Consider the following 22,340-nt stretch of genomic DNA (forward strand, 5'->3'; position numbering starts at 1 on the left):
GCAGCATCTGCTTTGAGTTCTCATTTGCTTGAGAATATACTTTATATTGTAGGAGCATTAGCGATTTCATTTCTTATTTCTGAGTCGGCAGATAGAGAATCTTTACAGGTTTTAAGACAAGCTTGGTGAAGCGGATGTTGGTCAGCGGAACAGATGCCAGTGTATTGGATAGCTTTTTTATTTCGTGGGCGGTCGTATCTTCTGTCAATGCCGGACAGGTTATTGTGAAGACAAAGCCCCAGCTGCGAATGATAGAGAATAAACGAGCATATTTTAATCAAATAATAATGGGTGGTGCTGTCATGCAAGTATTAGCAGAGAGAATAAAAGAGGTCAGAATGTTAAGAGGTAAGACGCAAGAGCAACTTGCGGAGGGTGTTGGGGCATCGAGTGCGACGATTTCTAACTGGGAACGAAGCATAGCTAATCCCGATCCAGATCAGGTTGTCAAGTTGGCAGCGTTTTTAAAAACATCAACTGATTATTTACTGGGGATTACGGATAATCCTCTACTCCAGAGGAAGGAACCCAGCACGCTTTCGCAAATCGATTACGAAATTGATCAACTGAACAAACTTAGGGAATCACTCAAGAAAGCGGCACTCGAGAAAAAAGTTGAGGAGTATGTTGATCAACTTACCGAAAAGCCGGCAACTGGAAAAGATGATTTGCGACGCATGTTGCGCTTTTTGGCCATGGACGTAAGGGAAATTGAGAAGTCCTGAAAATAGTGAGATGCCCTTGCTATCGCAAGGGCTTTTTGATTTTACCCAAATATCTCAAAATCAACAAAAGTCGATACAAGTCTTTGCACTGAAAAAAGTTTTTTAAACTTTTACAATTACGGTTGTGATGATATTATTGTTTTATACCTTATCTTAATTTTTTTGGTCCTGTCATGCGACACATGGACCCATTCTATTTCGAAATGACGCTTAACGAAGCGTATCAATGCTAAATTGTGCAGGTCTGCACTTTTTTGGGGATTGATGCTTTTCGTTAGGCGTTATTTTTTGCCTAAACAACCCAAATACTTAGGAGAGGATGAGAAAATTGATTGATGGTCAGTTATTGATTTTCGATGTTTTGCCAGCACATGAAACTATTTCTGCAAGCGCAATTGAAAAGCCCGAAAACGTTGCAACTGAAGAGGTTAATGAACAAGAACCGAAACCTCTGGAGGATAGTGATTCAGGGTTTGATTTCGACATCATGGCCAAGTTTGACGCTGTTAAAATTGGAGGCAACATGTTGATTTCTGATGAGGATAAAGAATTTTGTGAACAGCATCAGATTCGCATTGATGCAGCGGTAGCACTCATTCTGAAGGCAAAACAATTTTACGTGGATAACGAAATGTCGAATATCTTTTTAAGTACGAAAAACCTCATCAAGGATCTCGATGAGAAATTAACTTCCAAGATTGACTCATTTGTCAGCAAGATCGTAACGCATTTCCGGACGACGTACTCTGTCACGATTAATCGTGAGAAGTTCCGGAAGTATGATCATACGATCACATACAAGGATGTCGTTGACGATATCCTGCTGCAGATGGACGGGATGAATTTCTCCGAAAAGGCGAATGAGGAAATCAAAGAAGCTGTCCGGAATACAATCTATAATTCGTCGAAGGTAAAAGTTCAGTCGCTGAAAGTGGCTATTGCGGACTATCTTTATTTCGAATCATGGTTTTCTGGTTCTTGGCTTAACAAGCGAGATGAAAACCTCGCCAAGCTTCTTCGTGGGGTGGAATTGTTTGAGTCTGGAAAGACCACGACAAGAGACACTTTGGCAATAATTGCGAATGATCGGATTCGTAAAGACTGGTTTGATGAATTCAGTTTCACGTTCATGAACAAATTCGAATCCCTGAAATGCTTCAAGAATGGTAAGGTCGAGCTTAAGTTCAAAAGTCATGAGCTGGCCCTTCAGTTTGCAAAGGAATATTTGAAGTATACCTAACCCAATTTATCCATTCCGGAGCGACACAGCAAACAGCAGAATTTATCTGCTTTTGCTGTGTTTTTTATTGATCCGAACTTACGGGAGGCTAATATGAAATACAAACATTTGGGGCGAATTATCCCGCAAGAAAAGCGAAAAGAGATTAACGAGAAGATTCTCCATATTATCGAATCGAAGATGGATTTCGGGATTACTCAATCGGATATTTACCAGGCTTACACGGGTGATGGTGCCCTTCACGGTCTCTTGCGATCCAACTTCAGTAGTTACTTTGACTATTCTGAAGCCAAGAAGGATATTGAGCAGGGCCAGTTCTTCACACCTCATTCCTTCTGCGAATTTCTGGTTGCAGCTATAAATCCAAGTCAGGAAGATTTGATTGCCGATCTGACCTGCGGAATGGGGGCTTTTATAAACCAGGCTCCTGTTGAGTCCAATGTATATGGGAGTGAATTGGACATTAAGGCATACAAGGTAGCGAAACATCTTTTTCCTGAGGCTCATATCGAGTGCACTGATATTCGTCTTTACGAACCGGAAGTACGATTCGATGTAGTGTTTGGAAACCCGCCATTCAATTTGAAGTGGGAGTACAAAAACGAACGATATCTGAGTCAATTGTTTTACTGCATTCGCTCCTTTGATCTCCTTCAGCCGGCGGGGTTTCTCGCTTTGATTGTGCCTAACAGTTTTCTAAGCGATAACTTTTCTGATGGCGGTATGATCGAGGAGATCAATAAGAGGTTCTCATTTATTTGCCAAATGGATTTGCCGGCGGATGCTTTCAAAATGTACGGCTTGGAGTCGTTCGAGACAAAGATGATGATCTTCCAAAAGAAGAGCGAACACCTATCGGCAGTTCCGTACTCTCAGGATAAGATCACGGTCCCTTCTTTCGATTTAGTCGGTGCGCGTTTTGTTCATGAGCGCTATATTAAGCCGCTCTTGGAGGACAAAAACAAAATCCGTCATAAGATTTTGTTTGAACAGAAGCATCAGGATATAGAAGCGAATGAATTCACGTTTCAGGTGAAGAAGCTGCTCTTCGATATTAAGCGTCATCCGATACTGGCCAAACATTACTCAAAATCGGTGGACTACGTGAATCGTTTTTATACGGAGAAAATGCCGGATGGAATGAGTGTTAAGGAGTGGGAAAAGAAGCGTTTGACCAAAGGGAAAGTGCTCGCTTATTTACGGAGAGTGGTTAAGAATCAGCACGTGGTTCATAAGGATGAAATCCGTCTCGTCAAAAGGAATTACAGCTTGAAGCTCAAGGCTTATAGTCCCAAAATGCAGGCAAAGTTGAACAAGCTGAAGACCATTACGGAGATCTCATTTAACGATATGGTTCTCAACGAGCGGTATCCCTTTGAAGACGAAAGCTTCATGAAGTTGGTAGATGAAAAGAAACTGGCTTACTTGAACCAATGCCAAGCCTTTGATTCCATGAAGCGAAACGCTGGCATTGACCAATATTTAGATCAGTTTCAAATCTTCGATTCGTCCCGGAATGAAGTCATTAAGCTGAATGAGAAGCAGCGGAACGATCTGGGGTTGGTCATGCAGAAGAGGTACGGCATTCTCAATTGGCAGCAGGGAAGCGGGAAGACGATCGCCGCCATTGCTTGGTATAAGCGGCTCTTGGAGAAGAAGGCGGTTCGCAATGTGTTCGTTGTAAGCGCGGCACTTGCGATCCATCTTACCTGGGAGGAGAAGCTGGGACACTTTGGAGAGAATTTCATCGTGATCCGTTCACTAAAGGACATCGAAGCCATCCAACCCGGTCAGATTGTCCTAGTTTCCTTGAAGCGTCTGCAGAAGTATAAACGGCAAATTATGAAATACCTTCGGATGCAAAGCCAGAAGGTGGCGTTGGTGGTCGATGAATCGGATGAGGCATCCAACGCCCGTTCACTTCAGACAAAAGCAATCCTTGCATGCTTCCGGAGATCTAAGTATAAGCTCCTAACGACCGGCACAACCACACGTAACAATATCGTCGAATTGTACCCACAGCTTGAGCTGCTCTACAACAACTCCATCAACATGATTTGCGATTGCGAATCTATTTATGAAGTGAACAAGGAAGGCGATATTGAGGAAAAGATGAACCCCGTTTTCAACCAGCCTTATCCGGCGTATGGGGGACTAAGCTTATTCAAGCAGTGCTTCAGCCCGGCGAAGGTTACAGTGTTCGGGGTTAAGAAGCACAATCAGGATATTTTTAATAAGGATAGTCTGGTTCACCTCATTCAAAAGACAATAATTACCCGTAAATTTGTAGAGATTGTTGGAAAGAAAATCTACAATCACATCACCCATCGAATTGTTCAAAACGCTGCAGAAAAAAGTGTGTACAGCAAGATCATCCATGAATTTCACGAGATGATGCACTACTTCTCCAGCACCGGCAACGTCAAGAAGGATAGTATGCTAAAGATTATGCGGCAGCTCCAGTTGCTGATCAAATCGACATCGTGCCCTCATTTGATGGACGAATACGGGTCGACGGTGCTGCCAAACAAGTATTATCACATCATGTCTCTTGTCGACCAGTTCGATGAAAAGGTCGCGATCGGAACAGTTTTCCTTGAGACGGCAGCCGAATATCAGCGTTTTATGCAGGAACGGTTCCCAAATCGGCCTGTATTCCTTATTAAGGGGGATGTATCGTTCTCGAAACGAACACAGCTGATAAAGGAATTTGAAGCTTCTAGCAACGGAATTCTCATAAGTACCCAGCAGAGCCTCAAGTCCAGCGTCAACATTCCGAGTTGTAACAGAGTCATCGTGGAATCACTTCAATGGAACATACCGAAATTGGAGCAATACGGGCGGCAGATGATGTCTGCGTAGCAATGTAGAGAGCCTGTATTAATACGGGAATCTACCGCGACTGTGTAGAGTCGTGACCTAATCCCTCCCCACGAACAAGAGCAAATCCTTGTATCGGCGGGTCAAGCTTGGAGGGTGAAAGTTGGGGCGTGAGCCGAAAGGATTGTAGGCAAGAGCGTCACTTCAAGGTGCGAATATCTAAGGTTAATAGGTTATTTATGAAGCTGAGATGGATGGGGAATTTTCCGGGCTCTAGAGCGAAAGAATCCTTGAAAAGCTCTATTCATTCAATGTGGGGTACAGTATTGGCCTTGCAAAGCCGGCAAAGCTGGTAGGACGGAACACTACATATGTCACCGTCTGGATGAACATGAACGCCGATGGCGTAAACCATTTGAAGGCAACCTAAGGATATTCAATGCGTGCTACGTTTTATTGCACTTACAAACCCTAGTCGTAAATGTAGTCGATTATCTATTTTTCTTTTGCATCCCTGAGTGGGGGAATTTATTCAGACAATCTCCCACTTGAAAGGGATTGTTGAGAGGAGAATATTGAATATGAAAGCTGTATGTCCTTATGATAAAAATCACGATAAATTTGTAACGGTTGCACACGTAACTCAAGACTGGGTGGTAACACCAGAAGGTGAGTTCCTTGAGGTGCTGGCTACGGTGGAGACAACTCATGGTCCTGACAAAGATAATACTTGGAGTTGCCACATCTGCGGAGCAGAGGCTATCATTACCGACTAATTACAATAGGGTGAAATAAGTGCAATAACAGATAACCTGCAAAGGAACCTGTATGGAGGGTGCTGGCTACCCTATGATAGACAGGTATCCGAAGGAAGCGTTAGAGTAATCGGGGCCAGGGAAAGCCTGTGCACACCTATGTCGAGGGACATAGGACACCTGCGCGGCGGTGACGCTGTGCACGGTGCTGGTGAATGACGCTAGGCTAATTTAAGCAATTCCGACCATTGAATAGGAGGTTGATCCTCTATGAATGTCATGGAACGAATTGCTTACCTGTCCAAAGTGGCTAAGGCGGACAAGAAGCACAGATTCAGCAAACTGTACAAAATCGTCCAGAACGAGGCAATGTTATCGTACGCATGGGACTGCATAAGAAGCAACAAAGGCATCAAGACTGCAGGCGTGGACCGGATGAATCGAAGCGGGTTTGAAGAGCGAAGGGACGAACATATCCTTACTCTATCAGCCCAGCTGCGTAACGGTGAATACGTGCCGGCACCGGTCAGGCGTGTTGAGATCCCGAAAAGTAATGGTAAAGGTAAGCGGCCATTAGGGATTCCCGCCATTAAGGACAGACTTGTCCAACAGGCGGTGAAGCTCATTCTGGAAGCTATCTACGAGCCGTTGTTCTCGGATTCATCTCATGGCTTCCGGCCACGTCGGAGCTGCCAAACGGCGATCAGCGAAATCGTTCCTAGAAAGTTCGACTGGGTAATCGAAGGAGACATCAAGGGTTGCTTTGACAATATCAAGCACTCAAAGCTTCTGAATGTCCTGCGTACCAGGATTGCGGATGAGCGGTTCATTCAACTCATCAATAAATTCCTGAAAAGCGGATATCAGATGGGATTTGGCACAGACGGGTCCAATCCAGTTTTTGCTACCAAGGACGGGACTCCACAGGGCGGTATTGTTAGCCCCATTCTGGCCAATATCTATCTCCATGAATTCGATAACTTTATGGCCCCGCGGCAGCAGAACATGGACCGGAAGAAGCGTAGAGACTCCAAGGAGTATGCGGACTTCCAGAACAAGTTGCGAAAACTGTCTAAAGCGTTGTCGGAGAATCGGACAACCTACAAGGTCGAACTGAAGGAGAATACGTCATCCAGTGAACACTCCGCGCGAGGGAATCAAACGTATTAGGAGACGGCTACAGGCGTTAATGGAGCTACACTCCAACAATCCTGCCTTCGACATGATTGTGGCGATCAACAGGGTTGTAAGTGGGTGGAGCAACTATCACCTGATAGCGAACAACTGGAGCTCAGTGGCCAACGCCTTGGGCAAGGAACTCTATTGGATGGTAATGCATTGGCTTGGACGGAAGCATAAGTGCTCGATTGCCAAGGTAATCGATTCTTACGTGGTCAATAAGATACACGTCTACGGAAAGACGAGACAGCGGATTCGTGCCAAAAGTGGAAACAAGCCGGTATTCCTGCGCTATTTCAGCGACTATAAATACCGAACTCCTCTGGAGGTCGCGAATAAAATCCGAGATGCGTTCGAACAGCATGGATGGCATTCTACTGACGATGACAAGGTGGAAAAGGAAACACTCGGCCGCCTAGTTCAGGGTAACTCACTGCGAGATAAACTTGAGGCTCTCCTCGGATGGTAGCTGTACAGAATGCGGTGGGGATATAGAAGTTCAACTCCACCACAAAAGAGTGGTCAAGAGGAATAAGCGGAGGGACGCACTCGCAGTAATTGCGGCGAGCAGAGACCTTCCGAAACAAACTCTGTGCCCTGAATGCCACGCTAAGAAACACCCGAACACTCGGGTAATCAACGGATAGGCTTAAATTAGTCGCGAGCCGTGTGCTGTGAAAGCAGCCCGCACGGTTCCAACGGGGGCTTGAGGGAAACATGCTTCGTAGTTAACCAGACTACGCTGTAATGCGTCCTCTCTCTACCCACCTGCTTCCGGTTTATCCGGTACAACAGCACAGAACAAAAAGAAATCCATATGGTGACCTATGACCACACGATTGAACAAAATCTCCTCGCATTGCTTATGAGCAAGGAACGCATCAACGAGTATATCAAAACCCTCGACTTCAAGGAGCAATCCGAAATTTACGACGAGTTCGGAATCGACTTGGATGTTCTCAATAGCGTTATTGAGAAAGAGGTGGATGAAGAAGGACGGGTGCGGTTGACTTGGGGGAACCAACAAGTCTCGTAACTATCCACGAATCGCTGAGAGAGCCGCGAAATATAACGCGGCTCTTTTTGCTTTCACTTATTTTTATGTTGAGTACAAAACGGAGCAAGGGTAATGCAATGATCCTCTTGCTTTTTTATCTTAATAAAATGGGAGATGAGTATGGGAGCTCTTTCGTTTGAGAATTTTATACGGCCGGTCCCTTTACCCATTATTGAGTATCAGGCTTGCCGGCAGGCCGAAATGCGAATTCCCAGACACTTTGAGACACCTGAAATTAGTGCGACCTATACCGGAAAAGGATTTATCCGGCATGCCCGTGTTAAGGGATTTATCTACGCTGAGGTTCCGATCGATCTTCTGGAAATATCCAAGACGGATTTAGCTCCAGAGAGAATGGGTCGTCTTGAAATGATCGGGGGTACTGATGATCCCATTTGGGTATTTATTGATCGGGATATGGAAAGTGACGGCCTGATTTACAGTATCATGGACGGAAATAATCGTGCCCAGTATCGTTCGAGCCGTGGTATTGAGACGATTCCGGCATTTGTAACGGGCCACGACTACCGGCATTTTTATGAAACGCTCAAAAATCGTGATCTATTAATCAATACCATTAAAAAGCTCGAAAAGATGGCACTTGCCTAATAAAAATATAGAGGAGAATACCTATGGAGAAGAACTACCGGGGATAAACGGATTGGGAGTTTATACTGCTTAAGGAGATTTTTGCAGAGAAGCTTTCCTTTGATGTGAAGTTTCATAAGGAGAAATACCTGGGCAGCTTGGTTAGCATCAAGCCCACCAAGAATGAGCGATATTATTGGAACAAAGCCCAGTTCGCTAAAGTTCTTGAATTGCTGGTGCAGCTTGGGGCCGAGTACAATCGAATTGGGGTACCGGAGAACATGATTCACTCGGTATATAATAACGAATTCTCTCATCTCGGATTCCGGTTTGATGGGTCCAATCAATTGTTCTTTCCCGGACTTGTGCCCAACATATGCATCAAACATGGATGTTTCGGAACCCGCTCTGCTGCTGAGAAATATAAGAAGAAGAATACGGGGAAGTTGTGCTCCGAACTATTAATCGGGATGCATCCGAAGGACTGTTATGTCTAGTCCGCATGCAAGGATCGTATGAAACTGGGCAAGTGGGAAGTGAGGACAAAAGCTGAACTTCATATGGTCGACATTTGGAGAAAAGGAAAGTTCCTTAACGGACCCGTTCCCAAGCCTTTATAACCGGATTTACTCCCGTTAAGGGATTGGATGATGAAGGGCTCCAGTATACGTATGACGGGATCATGGTTTATATGTATTTCCGTGCAACTGGAACTGAACTCGTTGGGGAACGCGAATTTCTGCCCTGTTTTGGAGAAAAAGTCAGAAACGTGGATGTCTCTTCCGACTTAATCGGCGGTACCCGTAAAGCTACTAGAAAAAATCCTCCTCTTGTATTGTAGCCTGCCTTATCCTAATCAACACTCAGGAGATCCTGTAAGACCAGGGATCTCCTTTTGTTTTTCTATCGTCTATGCTATATTAAATTCATGTCATGTCTTCATTTTCTTTTCCTGAGCCCTGGGGCGTGCAGGCATTCTAAGTTTTAATTCGATTCCCACAGGGATAACTTTGCCTATAATTTAATCCGCTTGAAGCGTAAGAGTGATCTATTAGAATCCAAACGGAATTCTAAAGGGTCGCTTTTTTTATTGTCCAAATATCCAATCCGGATGAAAGGAGTATGATGATGAAGTTTTCTCAATATCGATCGACCTGATGTTAAGCTAGAGTCCAACGAAATTGTTCTCAGCACGACCGAAGAACACCATAAGTTGGTTCTCTTCAATAAAGCTGGTTTACTGAATGTGTACGTGAAGCCATCCAAAATCCATGTGTAACGAAAAGAGGGAGGAGTTTTTATGCGTTCTACAGCTAAAATGACGATTGAGCAAAGTATCAAAATAAATAAATTTGTCCCAAGGAAGCCCAACTATAAGGACGAGCAGTTCTATTACGCGGGAATCTGGTGGAATGTCAGCAGCATGCTGGAGTACATCGAAGCAAAAGGTTTGCAACCCAGGGAGTATGCGATGGTCCAGTTGAGGACAGCGAATGACCTTGTAGAAGTGGATCATGAGTACGCGCTTACTACTGACCTCTCAAAGCCGGGGATTATCATTCAACTGACTCGGGAACATAGCCTTATGGTGGATGGTCACCATAGATTGTACCGGGCCATTGTCGAAAGCCGTTCAACGTATCCCGCATACTATCTGTCACTGGACGAACAGATCCATTTCATCACTGATCGTGACGGGCTAAATCGACTCAACTCGTTCAGGAAGCTAAGTGGGCAGCCGTTTAATAATGGGGAGCGGGAAGATCTGAGATGGAACAGATACAACTAAACAATAAACGGAAATATCAAAGAAAAAAAGGAAAGCATATAGCCATCGTTGGTGCAGAAATTACCCGATTACGGAATGAAGAAGGCATTACGACGATTGAACTGGTGGAAGCCTGTGGCGTGTCTGACGCGTCCATATCGCGATATGAGAATGACCTTTCAAAGCCAAGTCATAGAAGAGGGGAGTAGCAACCAGGTTGCTCCTTCTTATTGATCCGGCAATGCAACGGGAACCACTTCCTTTACATTTAATCGCATACCCAATATGATATAAGTAATTGAATACCTAAACAGGGAAGTACCCTCTTACATTGATGCGTTTTGTCATGTTAGAGGGTACTTTGATTTCATTATGGGGGTTAGCAACTTACCGTGATGGGATTTGCATTTGCTTTTCATCGGCAATGGAAGGTGATACAATGAATGCTATACAGTTTCCTTTCATCCCCGTCTCTCGAGCATGCGCAAACGAGAGCATTCTAACTAAGATGCCTCTTCAAGAGTGATTAACTATGTCCAATTTCGGACGGAATCCCCACTTTTTTGTGGAGTTAATCAATGCTGAAGGTCGCATCTTTTTTTGCGCCTTAAAACCGGAAATTAATTCCAGAAAGGAAGATGAAGATTGGAAAACAACAATTACATGGTCTGTTGGACAGATTCTGATGGACAGAAAAAGTGGGAGATCGTACCCGCCAAAGATGAAGTGCAGGTCGTTTCTGAACTCTTTTATCGTTCGCCATTGGTTTTTCCGATGTCAAGTGAATTGGATGGAAAGACGGATGGCGGTGTTGTAACTGTGGAGGCTCCACAGCACATTAAGACTCCCATTGGAAGTATTGCGGTTAACCAAACTAGCGATCCGAATTATCCTGGGGTTTATGTATCTGTCGATGACACCAGCTTGGTTTTGGTTGAATATGACCCAAGCCAAAGAAAACATGCTATTCGGGTTTGGAGCCAGGATGAGCCGGAGAATGATCCTGAGTACATTCAGATGATCGAGTCGAGATCTGCAGATCATTAATTGACCATACTTATACGGGGAGAGATATACTCATGGCTATTTTAACTGTAAATAAATCGGTCGATCGGAACGCATTGGAGCGTTTTGGTTTCTAGTTTGGAATCGCTGATTGGGTAGAGGCTATCATAGAAAACGAATACCTCGAAACCAATAAATATGAAGCGATTTTAACTTGCGGGAATGGGGATCAACTGTCGGTAATGTTTTATTTCGATGAGGACTCCACAACACTTTTGGGTGTAGACGAGGTGGTTCACGACCATGTATTGATGGGCTTCTCCTACAAACTGGAGACCACACCCGCATGGGATAAAATTCACACCGCCATTAAGGATTATGAGATTTGAGTTCATGCCGAACTTGATCTTTCATTCGAAAAGCGGCCCGAATTATACCCAGATGTTCGATTAAGGATTATTGGAGGAGGCAACGGTGTTTGGGAGCCTTCTTCTCCAATCGGAGGGGACAAATGAATCGATACTGTGTTGAATTTGTAAATGGCGGCCATAGCATAATCGAAAACAAAGAACCTTCATACGCTCAGTATGAACGGCAACAAACTCGCGGCAAAGATGGCCGGTATACGGAAATGGCTAGGTGCGAGATTTGCAATAAACCGGTAGGAGCCAACTACTATAGCGATGAACGGGTAGATTCCAAGTTTCATGGGCTCGGTCTAACTTTATGCAAAAAGGATGCCTTTACGTTGGCTAACCATACGGATGATGCAGCATACCGGATACTTCAAGAAGCTGAAGCGAAACGCAATCAATCGAAAGGGTAGGTAACCAGCATGGTTAATTATTTTTTTTAATCTAAAGGGAAATAGTAATCGAGCTATTCTTAGCATGTTACAGTAGTTAGCGTGGGATTTCTTTTTCCAACGATAACCCATGTTAGGGACGAAGATTTCATCAATCCTGAATTTGACCATTACCTGAGTGTACGCGAGACTGCAAGACTGTTTAGTTTGCCCAATTCCTTTTTCTTTTGTGGCAGTTTGACGGCCATTTTCGAGCACCTCGTGGATTACCGAACTTCTCACATTTTGGCAAAGATCATTAAAGATCAGGTGCATCCAATAATTAAGCGTGGGACTGTTTTGAACATAGAAAAACTTGATGAGATGTCTTAAAATGATTTTAATTTCGAATTATGAATAAGGAGTTATATATAACAGTGAACAAAAAAATGATTATTGATAATCTAACGAATCAGGAACTGGAATTTGCATTCTGGGAGATTGTCTATTATCGGGAGAATAGTGGTAAAACAGTTGATGGTGTTATTAGTTCTACCATTTACTTTTCAAAGGAGGAGCATGGCATCGTTTGGGACAAAGAAGCGCTCATATGTGAGATCTTGTTTGAGATTGCTCGTCGCAAATATGCTACCTAGGGTGATAATAACCAATCATAAGGGCAAGCTGCCTATCACGAATTGTAACAAACAAATTGAGAAGAACAGGAGAGGAGGTACTTTTCCTGTTTTTCATTTTTATTCAAAAATTACGGAGGTAATCTACCTATGAAAAAGATTGCACTTATTAGCTGCACGAAGAAAAAGCAAACTTACGAGTGTCCGGCCCAAGAATTGTATCTTCCGTCATCCTTGTTTAAGAAGGCGAAGCTCTACGTCCAGCGGAAAGAGTATGATGGATGGTACATCCTTTCTGCTTTACATGGTCTTCTATCGCCAGATCAGGTTGTAGCTCCCTATAATCAGACCCTGAACAGCATGTCCATCGTTGACATTAGGGACTGGTCGAAAAAAGTTGCTGACCAGGTCATTTCCCTTAATCCGAAAGAAATCCACTTTTACGCAGGGGATAACTACCGAAAAGAGTTGATTCCTCGGCTGGAGAAAGCGGGAATCGTCTGTTATGTCCCCTTAAGGGGAAAGCGAATTGGTGAACAATTGGCCTTCTATAATGAAGAGTTAAAGGGCTTTTAATCGTTTAGAGAGGGGCCATCCCGGTACCCTCTCTTTCATTACACTTATTAAGCAAATGATGGTATGATAGAAACATACCATAAGTTATTTTTTTCATACTCCAAGCTTGGGCATATGGAGCTTTCTAATTCTTTAATGCGCTCTTCTTTCGAGTGACCGATCTGTCTTTATGACAGAAATCCCTTCTATTCGGATTGGTCTCTGGAAAGGGCAGCGCATTTTTATTTTGCCCTAAAAACCAATTCTATTTTAGGAGGTGTCTTTGTGGCCATGCTTATTGAGAAAAAACAAGAAAGGAATATTACCATTGATTCTAATCGAGCGGAATCCCTAAGACAGCAGTTCACTACACTGCAGAAAGAAATGGTTAATCTGGGGATGGAACTAGGGCTATCTCACCCATCTGTTATCCGGATTAGCCAAGAGCTAGATGAAGTTCATAATCAGATGTTGAGGGCACGCGTTTAGAGCATAACCATTTATGTATGTGAGGAGTGTTTTGCGACTATGACGAAGAATAATAGATCGAGGTTTGAGAGTAATGTCTCGGACGTAGTCTCTGAAGCGGGTGGCAGATTGAAGTGCTGTGTTAAGGACTGCTCGGTTAACGCTAAAGAAATATTAGGAATAATTGATGACGGTACGTTCAGAACGGTTCTATGTCCAAACGACCAGGTCAAGTATGTGCTATGGATGTTGGAACACGAAAACATGGATCTAATTCCGTCATTACACACTGAAAAAAGCAGGTGTGAACTTTGTGAACAGAGTGCTATTCGCTTTGAAGTCTCAGAGACGACGTATGAGCTCTGTAGTCATCACTTGGAAAAGCTCATTCGACTGAATCTGAACCGAGAGGAATTCTCAAAACTATATCTGAAGCACGGGGATACCTACTTCCTCCATGATGATTTTTACTCCGATGACGGTGAGGCGATACAACCGGTTGAATAAGTTTAGTGAAGGGGAAGGATCATGCTTGATTCTTCTCTTTTCCTATCATATAATACAAACATACCATTTATTTTTTCATTTCTCCATCCTCTAGCCAAGGCATAAGAGGACATTCTATGTTCCCTAATTCTTACCTTATTTAGGTATGTCTATATTTTTTAAAATAACGCTCGTTTGCAGCGTCCAAATCATTTATTCTCGATTATCGAGGTTGATCTTTGGGCTTTGCAAAGGAGCGTTTTTTTGCTTCTACAACCCAAAATCTAATCACATTTAGGAGGAATAATTTCATGACTCGTGATCAACACATTGCTGCATCCAAATGGGCACGTTGGCAGGCACTGAGAAATCAAAAAATACACGGAAATTTATTATTAAAAAGTGGTTCAAAGTCTCTCACAAGCGCGTTCAACGAAGCAATCAGTAATGCTCGTTGAATCCCTAATCATTTTTGAATCAACTCTCATAGTGCCGATAAAGGTAATTAGGAACTTACACTTTAGTTCCGACAGCAGGGCTTTGCTCATTTTGGGCAAAGCCTTTTTTATTTTGTAGATGCAACGCATCAGAGTGAATTTAGAGAAGAACTAATTTGAAGAAGATTTTTCGGATTTAAATCCGTATGTATCCCCTTAGGATTTTCATTTCAATCAAAGCGAGGATAGCGCCGGCTCCAATCAACCATAGAGCGAACGTTGGGTTTTCTATTCGAAAGGTTTGTAGAATACGATAAGTAAAGACTAACGCAAAAGAACCATTAGAATAATGTCGAGGTTCAACCCGAAACAACCTTTCACTTCATGAAATCCGCTGCATTGCGGAAGATATTATACTCTATCGACTTAAGTTGATTTTGTAGCTGTTCCAATTCTGCTTCTTCGTCCCGAAGGATATGATAGGAGGACGATACCTCAGTAATATCATCCAGAATGGAGGTTCTGCTGTAAGTATTTGCTTGAATCAGAATGAACGGACCATTTAGCTGGTGAGCTTTCTTAAAAAATTCTCTCTCTGCCTCCATAAGATCCAGAAGTTCCAGTATAAACCCTACGTTATCCTCCAATGTTGCCGGATGGTCCTTAAAGTATTGGTTTACTCGCTCGTTGAACTCAGTTTCTGCCTCCATGCTGTAAAAATCGAATTCTGTACAGCCATCTTCGCCTTCATTTTCAAAGATTCCAACCTTATGACCGTCCAACATAATATACCCCATATAATACATACCACTATCCGTGACACTTTCAATGTATTGGTCAACGCTTATTCCTCGAATACTAGCCATAGATACTGCCTCACTCTCTACACAGATATCATTAGTATAGCAACATTAGGGATAATCAACCATTTTTGCTCTTAACTTTTCAAGGGAATGAAATAATGATAATATTGATCCATACCATTTTTCACTGTTCTTCTTTGTTTATTTTACTCCCCAGCATGCGCAGATGGGAGCATTCTATAAACGATTTGTTTCAATGCACTCTTCTTACGAGTGACTACCTGCATTCTTCTTATGCAGAACTCCCAATTGGTTTGGGTTTAGTCATTGGTAAGGGCAGTGCATTTTATTTTGCCCTACAAACATAATATCTCTAAGAGAGGAGTGAAACGCCCAGTGAACCTTAGAAAATTTCAGATGATCGAAAAGTCCGAGATCCCGCCTGTTAAAGCAGATGGTTTCCAGGTCAGTCGTGTGTAATAGTACACAACCCACGAAGATTTGCTACAAATCTAATGGCTACGCAAGTCGCCGCGATTAATTAAACAACTCGATCCACAACTTCTCAATTTATACCACAAGGTGTACTTCAATGCTCAGTTCGCACAATCCAAGCCGACCTTTAACTCAAAGGGCGTGGGAGGCATACGAGGAGTTGTGAAAATAATGATGATTCCTAAATTGGAGGTATGAACTACGTGAGTGAAAATACTTACTTGGCAGTTCTTGAATCGATGCGAAAATCGATCGACGAGAAACTTGTCCCCATGCGGCAGAATTATGTATACCATATGGAGCGAATGGGAGGAGCGGGCTGGTTTCTCATTGCTCTTAACCGATCGCTGTTTGATTTTAAAGGCTACAAAGAAGTTCGTCCAGATAATGTCGGCGTTTTGAAACAGTTTGCTGGATCGGCAGCAACAACCTATCTTGGATTCGCAGCGTTTAGCGGGCTTAGTTATTTGTTTCACTTCGAGCTCACTAACATAATGACTTGGATCGTTCCCTTTTTATGGCTCGTATATCGTGTTCGAACGAATATTAAGGATATGTGTACGATCGGGAATCTTAAGTTCGATATCAGAGCCTATAAGTTCAAGAATAAAGAGGAGTTCGAGATTTTTTCATCATTCTTGCACCATAAAGAGTTTACCTATGAAGGGCTTTACTCGTGGATTCGAGATGAGCTTATTATTAACGCATCCCGCCGCGGAAACGAGATCACAGAAATTCGTGAAGCATTCGAGAATAATGCTCAGGAACTCATGGAAAAGATCGAGGAGCTCTCAGCATACCAAGAGGAGAACGAAAAACTCAATCAGGTTATCAAACGGCTCGCTAAGTTAAGCAGACAAACACTCATGGCATATAAATACGCGATTAGTGAGCTGTACCGGCTACTTAAAGAGGAGGGGCTTTTTAATCCATATGACTTACGGATCTGCTCCGATTTCTCGTTGTTTGAATTACGGGGAGACTTGCTGTATCGTCTTTATGAGCAAGGGAACTCAACAACTCCTCGTGTGATATCAATTAACGATCCGAGATACCGCACATGGGCTGCGGTTCGGGTGATCCAACACCTTTCCTTCCGTGAATACAGTAACCTTGATATAAACGGTGAAGGACGTTTTGTTGATTCATATCGGTTCGTGATTAAAGGAAGAACTTTTGTTTACAGCTTCCACTTTAATAACGAATCTAAAGAATTGAGAGGCCTAATTGAATCACGGGAAATGTACCGGCTGATTCAGGGCATTCTGCTCCATCTTGAAGAGCGAGGGATGTTGCTCAGTGAGGAGGCGATACGAGATGTCCAATAAAAACGGGTTAAGAGGCCAAGAGGATATCATTAATGATATTCTCAAAGTGCATAACGTCAACCAACCAGAAAAACATTCAGTTGGTAAAGGGGATGTAAAAACGATTTTCCATTCTCATGGTGAACTCATACGTAAACTGAAAGACATCGAAGCAGATATTAAGGCATCTCCAAGGAAAAGCGGAATTCACTAGGAGAGGACCCTTAGGGTAGTCGGTTCTTTTGATTTTAGGGGTCTTGCTGTATACTAACCATAAGTATCATGAAGAGGACGGGGTTACTTATGGCAGAAAAAGCTAAAATCATCCCAATAGATACAAGCCGACTTCAACTGGATAGCTTGGTTTCCATGGAAGATCAGATTGATGGGTGCGTGTATGACTATAAAAAAATTACTGATGTCTATAAGGCGAAACGTTCGAAAAAACCGTTGATGTGAATTAACCATCAACGGTTTTTCTTTTTGTTTTACTCCTCGATTATGCCATTTTTTTATCTCATGGTATTTCGACAATATATGCTACTATCCAAAAATTCAGAAAGGTGTTAAAATTTAACTATATCTTACGATTTATCTTTTTCCTTAGTCCCGGCAGGCGCTAGGACTCATTCTAACCGTTGAATACGCTTTATCTTAAGGCGACCAATCTGTCTTCTGACAGTAATTCCTTTTGGTTTATTAAGATAGGGCGTATTTTTTAATTCCCTTTTTTAACTTGAGAGGAGTGAGTAATTCCATGCGAACCTGATTGAAGAAAAACCTTCTAATTTCGTATTGTAGTTGCTTTTTCCTTCTAAAGAGGAAAAATACTTTAGCGAAGCTAATAATTATTAGAAGCGTCGAAACCAAATCATTTTAAGTTAAGGTAGGTAAATTACATGTTGCTGGAGGTTAACAAAATTGAAAATCGAGAAGATCAAAAATTTATTGGAGGCGGGATTTCCCGATGTCAAATTTGTTGTTGAACATGACGACTCAAGACCAATTGTGCGTTGGACAAACGGCCCTGGAACGGATGAAGTATATGATGCAGCATCATTAATCGGGATAAGAAAAAGTGAACTCATCTGTTTTAAAACAGAGATTATAGCTGAGGAAAATTCTTCGTGGAACAAGGAGTAACGAGTAGTTTTGTAAATGAGATTACCTGGGTCGAATAATGCGTTATTCCACATCGTAGGCACTGGGAGTTCTGTTATATTGACAAAGACTGAGGCGGAGAGTTGGGAAGTAAACGAAATTAGGAGTGGCGACAGAATATCTGGGGCAGATAGTCATTTAGTTTGACCCAACCGGTACATTAATGTGGTGGTAATTCTACATACGAGTTGCAGGTGGGGCCAAGAAGGTAATGATGAAAAACAAGACTTTATTCACATCGTACCATCAAAAGAAATTGAGCTTAAAGCGGATATGGACGTTAATAACAACCGTCCATCTGCTAGCTTGCCCCAAATGTGGCACAGTAGGGATGTATGGAGAATTTTATTAGAAAAACCCGGCTAATTGCGACGGGTTTTTCTTTTTGCAAAAATGTTTTCAACTACCATTTTAAGTGGTAAAATAATGATATACCTTATTCTTTCTTTTCTCAGTCTGGCCATGCGGCAGGACTCATTCTAATGACGAAATGCGCTTATTCGTAAGTGACCATTTGTGTCTTTTTGACACCCAATGCGGTCATTTTACGGATAGGCGCTTTTTTGTTTGTGAAAAGGGCAGAATAAGTTTTTTATTTTAACTCTAGATATAGGAGGCGAAACTCTTGTTGGATCAAATTAATCGCTATTCCGGCTGGTTTACAGAACGGGCACGCAGATCGTCATGGAAACGCTACGTTGTCTTTACAAAGCTAACGCTCCCTTTAGATTTCATCATTCTAGTCCCGGAGCACTCGAACGATGTCTCTGAGATGCGTTTAATTCTAGATTCTCACGAGTTTCCGGAAATAACCCCCAAGCTTATTTTTGATCAAGAAGAACAGGTTGTTCTCCGGACGATGAACGGCGAATTAGTACTGAAACTGTTAATCCGAATTATAGAAAATGAACTAGCCGAATTCGAGGAAACAGGTACATTAAGCGGTAATTGGCGACACAATCGTGTCCAATATTTTTCGAAACTCAAACCGATCAATTTGCTGGTTCAAGATGGCGAACCATTTGCCTTGAGTCTTCATTAATGGGGTTCTTTAGCGAAGGAATATCGCTCGAAGCCAAGTAGGAATGGACTTTTAGTTCATTCCTTTTTATATTTTTATTCTGATCAGTAGTAGGTGAAAAGAATGAAATCTATCAAAATGGTGAGGAACTTAAAGACGACCGAACGTGATGGCAATACCCGATTGTACTTCGAACCAAGTGTACTCGAGGAAGCCGGCTTTAATGTTGGAGAGTCTGTCAAAATATCAATTCAACAAGATAGTATTATACTTTTTCGTGCACCTGACGAACAAAATTCAGATGGTATCATTTCTCGGCGTTTACGTCGGGGGTGGGAAAAAGCAAGGCCGTATTTCGACCGCAGCAATGCAGAAATATCTTCGGTTCTTCGGGCCAAAGAGCGTATCGATATCATCATTCGGGAAGGACATATAACAGTTCGTCATGAGCGTTCCTTTGACCTTACGTTATCGGAGGGCATGCTGCAGGGTGAGGAACTTCAAAAGCTTCGCCTATTGAGTCTTCCCTCCGGTATGGGCATGGCGACCGCCGCGCTTGTGAATACATCACTTTATGAGGCTGTAGGTGCCATCGATATGTGGCCGATTGCACTCGACGTTTACCGATTCAATTTCAGAAATGGTATTAGTCTGATGTCCGACATCAAACATTTGCATCCGGCTTATATACCACAAGCAGATGTTGTAATACTTTCCCCTGAATGTGATGAATTCAGCGCACTCGGGACCCAGAAGGCGAATGTTGCAACAGGGTTAGCCCCACATTATGCACGGCTAATTTGGGCCACAAATTGTAATGCGGTTTTGATTGAGCAAGTGGCTCCTTATTTCAAGTCTCGGGCTTATCACCAGTTGCGTACTTTGCTTATTGCCAGCGGATTCAACAGATTTTACGAAACCCAAATATGTGCCCATGATTTTGGAAGCGTAGCTGGCCGAAGACGTGGTTATGCGGTTGCTTTTCATGGGGACATCAACTTTGTCTGGCCAACACCACCTCGAATTCCAGATCGTTTTAGGAAAACAGTAGGCCAGGTTTTAGGTAATGGCTGGGAAGAACGAGGACAGTGGAGTACGATTGAAAACTCTCCTATGGAGAAACTCCTTGCCAAAAAAAAGGAGAACAACAATTTTAACGCGGATCGCAACTATACCTTAGTTGATTTGGATTCGAAACGAATATCTGCAGTCATAAGCGCTTATCGAAGAACGCAAGTGACGAGCTCATATCTACGCCATCCCGACGGAAAACATTGGCGACAGTTCACTTCGGATGAACTTGGATATGGATTTTTGAGTCTTCCGGATTGGTTTGAATGGCCTGACGGTGGGTACGTATCCGAGACCAGAAAAGTTGAACTCATTGGACAAGGTGTCGACTGTACTGTTTTGGCAGCAATCGGAAGCGAATTGGCCGTCTCCTTGATAGGGGAGAAGGTTAGGGCAAAACGAGAAGATATTGAGCCTTCATTATTACAAAACCGTTCCGGCCAACTTGAATTAATCTTTTAAGACGAGTGGCGACTTCACATGGGGGTCGCTTTTTAAATGAATTCTACTTGAATGGAGTGGAGTTACATGGGTACATGTAAACAAGAATCCCCGAAAGTAAAACTGATTCGAAACATAAGAACCAGCGAGAAGGCGGGAAACACCTGGATTTTCCTTGAGCCGACCGTTTTAGAGGCTGCTGGATTTGAGATCGGTGATGGGGTAAGTCTCACTATCGAACGCGATGCTTTGATTTTCCGTAAAACGGATGATAAGACACACATTATTTCTAGAAGAAAAAGGGCTGGGTGGAAGAAGGCTCGGCCGCTGATGGATAAAACAAATAAGGAGATTAGCGCTGTGATCCGGGCCAGGGAGAAGATTGACATCCTTGTATCGGACGGCATGTTAGTGATCCGGCACTCTCGCAGCTTTGATCTTGCCTTTATTCGGCAGCCTATGCTAATGGGGGGTGACCAAAAACAGATCCGGACCCTATCGGTCCCCGGAGGCGCTGGAGTGGGTATAGCTTGCCTGGTAGACACAGGATTTTTCTCCTCAGTAGGCTCCCTTGATCTTTGGGCAGAAGCGATAGATACCTATCGACATAATTTCAGGGAAAGCCTATCTTTATTTACGGATTTGAGAAACGTTCATAACGACTATATCCCTGCAGCTGACATGGTACTTCTCACTCCAGAGTGCATAGAGTTCAGCATGCTTGGAACAAGGAAAGAAGATATTGCAACTGCACTGAGTCCTCATTATGCCCGCGTTGTATATGCTTCAGGCGCAGATTATGTGCTTGTGGAGCAAGTGGTTCCATACTACAAATCTCGCGCATTTGAGCAGCTCAACACGTTACTTCGCATCAAATTTCCTTACAGTTCAGGCCCGGTAATGCTTGATGCATACGATATGGGTAGCGTAGCTGGTCGTCGAAGAGGGTACTGTGTCTACAGCACTCGGCCGCTTAATTCTTTCCAGATGCCGACACCTCCAAAAATCCCCGAACACCGCCGTCCTAATCTAAAGCAAGTTCTGAGCGGGATGGATGTATTGGAGGGGGATTGGAAACCAATTGAAGGCACAGTAATGGAGGGGCTTTTGAAAAAGAACGGAAATAACAATTTCCGTGCGGAGTCCAATCATACGTTGGTAACACTCGAAAGCACCCGTATTTCGGCTTTTGTCACCCATTACCGGAAGGTACAAGTTACGAGTTCTTATTTAACTCACCCGGACGATCCAAGTATGTGGAGAATGTTTGAACCTCACGAAATTTCCAGGATTCTCGGGGTACCGGAATGGTTCAAATTTAATTCTGAAAGCATCAGCGATGCTACTAAGACTAAGCTTCTTGGTCAAAGTGTGGATGGTAATGTCATAAGAGCGATCGGGGTAGAGCTTGCAACATATATCATGGGCAATTGGCTACGAGATCAAGTTGGCTCACCCCAATTCATTGAAGAACAAGGGCAACTGAGCCTTTTCTAATATTGCCACTAAAGGGAAGGTCCAACTGGGCCTTCTCTTATC

Annotated in this window: 23 protein-coding genes; 22 read left to right on the forward strand and 1 reads right to left on the reverse strand. The window is 43.1% G+C overall.

The window, feature by feature from the left end; translation table 11 throughout:
- Positions 1 to 134: 134 nt before the first annotated feature.
- The 15 genes from EHV15_RS34120 to EHV15_RS36820 all read left to right on the forward strand — a co-directional run bounded on the left by EHV15_RS34120 (position 135) and on the right by EHV15_RS36820 (position 14,523).
- A complete protein-coding gene (locus EHV15_RS34120) occupies positions 135 to 725 on the forward strand; it encodes a helix-turn-helix domain-containing protein (RefSeq protein WP_128635726.1) in 591 nt (196 codons plus the stop codon).
- Positions 726 to 1,053: 328 nt separating this feature from the next.
- Positions 1,054 to 1,965 (forward strand): hypothetical protein, encoded by a 912-nt coding sequence (locus EHV15_RS34125; protein WP_128635727.1) that lies wholly within the window; start codon positions 1,054 to 1,056, stop codon positions 1,963 to 1,965.
- A gap of 93 nt (positions 1,966 to 2,058) precedes the next feature.
- Positions 2,059 to 4,827, forward strand: a complete 2,769-nt coding sequence (locus EHV15_RS34130) for an N-6 DNA methylase (RefSeq protein WP_128635728.1) — start codon at positions 2,059 to 2,061, stop codon at positions 4,825 to 4,827.
- Positions 4,828 to 5,366: 539 nt separating this feature from the next.
- Complete coding sequence (locus tag EHV15_RS34135) at positions 5,367 to 5,561, forward strand: hypothetical protein (RefSeq protein WP_128635729.1); 195 nt, start codon at positions 5,367 to 5,369, stop codon at positions 5,559 to 5,561.
- Positions 5,562 to 5,810: 249 nt separating this feature from the next.
- Positions 5,811 to 6,710 carry a reverse transcriptase domain-containing protein gene (locus EHV15_RS34140; protein ID WP_128635730.1) on the forward strand — a complete coding sequence of 300 codons (900 nt, stop codon included), beginning with the start codon at positions 5,811 to 5,813 and terminating at the stop codon, positions 6,708 to 6,710.
- Entirely contained in the window at positions 6,676 to 7,188 is a 513-nt protein-coding gene (locus EHV15_RS34145; protein WP_128635731.1) for a group II intron maturase-specific domain-containing protein, read from the forward strand. The genes EHV15_RS34140 and EHV15_RS34145 overlap by 35 nt, the downstream gene beginning before the upstream one ends.
- A 348-nt stretch (positions 7,189 to 7,536) precedes the next feature.
- Positions 7,537 to 7,755, forward strand: a complete 219-nt coding sequence (locus EHV15_RS34150) for a hypothetical protein (protein WP_128635732.1) — start codon at positions 7,537 to 7,539, stop codon at positions 7,753 to 7,755.
- 141 nt (positions 7,756 to 7,896) lie between these two features.
- A complete protein-coding gene (locus EHV15_RS34155; RefSeq protein WP_128635733.1) occupies positions 7,897 to 8,385 on the forward strand; it encodes a hypothetical protein in 489 nt (162 codons plus the stop codon).
- A 1,279-nt stretch (positions 8,386 to 9,664) separates the two neighbouring features.
- A complete protein-coding gene (locus EHV15_RS34160) occupies positions 9,665 to 10,153 on the forward strand; it encodes a hypothetical protein (protein WP_128635734.1) in 489 nt (162 codons plus the stop codon).
- Positions 10,135 to 10,341: a helix-turn-helix domain-containing protein gene (locus EHV15_RS34165; protein ID WP_128635735.1), complete on the forward strand. Its 207-nt coding sequence runs from the start codon at positions 10,135 to 10,137 to the stop codon at positions 10,339 to 10,341. Before EHV15_RS34160 ends, EHV15_RS34165 begins: the two co-directional genes overlap by 19 nt.
- Positions 10,342 to 10,777: 436 nt before the next feature.
- Positions 10,778 to 11,179, forward strand: coding sequence for a hypothetical protein (locus EHV15_RS34170; protein WP_128635736.1), 402 nt, complete (start codon positions 10,778 to 10,780; stop codon positions 11,177 to 11,179).
- A 1,179-nt stretch (positions 11,180 to 12,358) separates the two neighbouring features.
- A complete protein-coding gene (locus tag EHV15_RS34175) occupies positions 12,359 to 12,577 on the forward strand; it encodes a hypothetical protein (protein WP_128635737.1) in 219 nt (72 codons plus the stop codon).
- Positions 12,578 to 12,706: 129 nt separating this feature from the next.
- Positions 12,707 to 13,132 (forward strand): DUF6884 domain-containing protein, encoded by a 426-nt coding sequence (locus EHV15_RS34180; RefSeq protein ID WP_128635738.1) that lies wholly within the window; start codon positions 12,707 to 12,709, stop codon positions 13,130 to 13,132.
- Between the two features lie 270 nt (positions 13,133 to 13,402).
- Positions 13,403 to 13,600 carry an aspartyl-phosphate phosphatase Spo0E family protein gene (locus tag EHV15_RS34185; RefSeq protein ID WP_246062137.1) on the forward strand — a complete coding sequence of 66 codons (198 nt, stop codon included), beginning with the start codon at positions 13,403 to 13,405 and terminating at the stop codon, positions 13,598 to 13,600.
- Between the two features lie 776 nt (positions 13,601 to 14,376).
- Positions 14,377 to 14,523 (forward strand): hypothetical protein, encoded by a 147-nt coding sequence (locus tag EHV15_RS36820; protein WP_178076103.1) that lies wholly within the window; start codon positions 14,377 to 14,379, stop codon positions 14,521 to 14,523.
- Between the two features lie 356 nt (positions 14,524 to 14,879).
- Here EHV15_RS36820 and EHV15_RS34190 read toward each other — a convergent pair whose 3' ends face one another.
- Entirely contained in the window at positions 14,880 to 15,368 is a 489-nt protein-coding gene (locus EHV15_RS34190; RefSeq protein ID WP_128635740.1) for a hypothetical protein, read from the reverse strand.
- 635 nt (positions 15,369 to 16,003) lie between these two features.
- On the opposite strand from EHV15_RS34190, the gene EHV15_RS34195 reads away from it, so the two are divergent.
- The 7 genes from EHV15_RS34195 (at position 16,004) to EHV15_RS34220 (ending at position 22,298) form a co-directional block, all read left to right on the forward strand.
- The gene (locus EHV15_RS34195; protein ID WP_128635741.1) at positions 16,004 to 17,128 is read left to right on the forward strand and encodes a hypothetical protein; all 1,125 of its coding nucleotides are present in this window, start codon (positions 16,004 to 16,006) and stop codon (positions 17,126 to 17,128) included.
- Positions 17,118 to 17,321, forward strand: a complete 204-nt coding sequence (locus EHV15_RS34200; protein WP_128635742.1) for a hypothetical protein — start codon at positions 17,118 to 17,120, stop codon at positions 17,319 to 17,321. Before EHV15_RS34195 ends, EHV15_RS34200 begins: the two co-directional genes overlap by 11 nt.
- Positions 17,322 to 17,410: 89 nt before the next feature.
- Positions 17,411 to 17,566: a hypothetical protein gene (locus tag EHV15_RS36825; RefSeq protein ID WP_178076104.1), complete on the forward strand. Its 156-nt coding sequence runs from the start codon at positions 17,411 to 17,413 to the stop codon at positions 17,564 to 17,566.
- A 462-nt stretch (positions 17,567 to 18,028) separates the two neighbouring features.
- Entirely contained in the window at positions 18,029 to 18,250 is a 222-nt protein-coding gene (locus EHV15_RS34205) for a hypothetical protein (RefSeq protein WP_128635743.1), read from the forward strand.
- A 643-nt stretch (positions 18,251 to 18,893) separates the two neighbouring features.
- On the forward strand, positions 18,894 to 19,310 hold the full coding sequence (locus EHV15_RS34210; RefSeq protein ID WP_128635744.1) for a hypothetical protein: 417 nt from the start codon (positions 18,894 to 18,896) through the stop codon (positions 19,308 to 19,310).
- 102 nt (positions 19,311 to 19,412) lie between these two features.
- Positions 19,413 to 20,822, forward strand: a complete 1,410-nt coding sequence (locus tag EHV15_RS34215; protein ID WP_128635745.1) for a DNA cytosine methyltransferase — start codon at positions 19,413 to 19,415, stop codon at positions 20,820 to 20,822.
- 66 nt (positions 20,823 to 20,888) lie between these two features.
- On the forward strand, positions 20,889 to 22,298 hold the full coding sequence (locus EHV15_RS34220) for a DNA cytosine methyltransferase (RefSeq protein ID WP_128635746.1): 1,410 nt from the start codon (positions 20,889 to 20,891) through the stop codon (positions 22,296 to 22,298).
- Positions 22,299 to 22,340: the final 42 nt, after the last annotated feature.

The sequence above is a fragment of the Paenibacillus oralis genome (genome assembly GCF_003863965.1).
Classification (GTDB): Bacteria; Bacillota; Bacilli; order Paenibacillales; family Paenibacillaceae; genus Fontibacillus; species Fontibacillus oralis.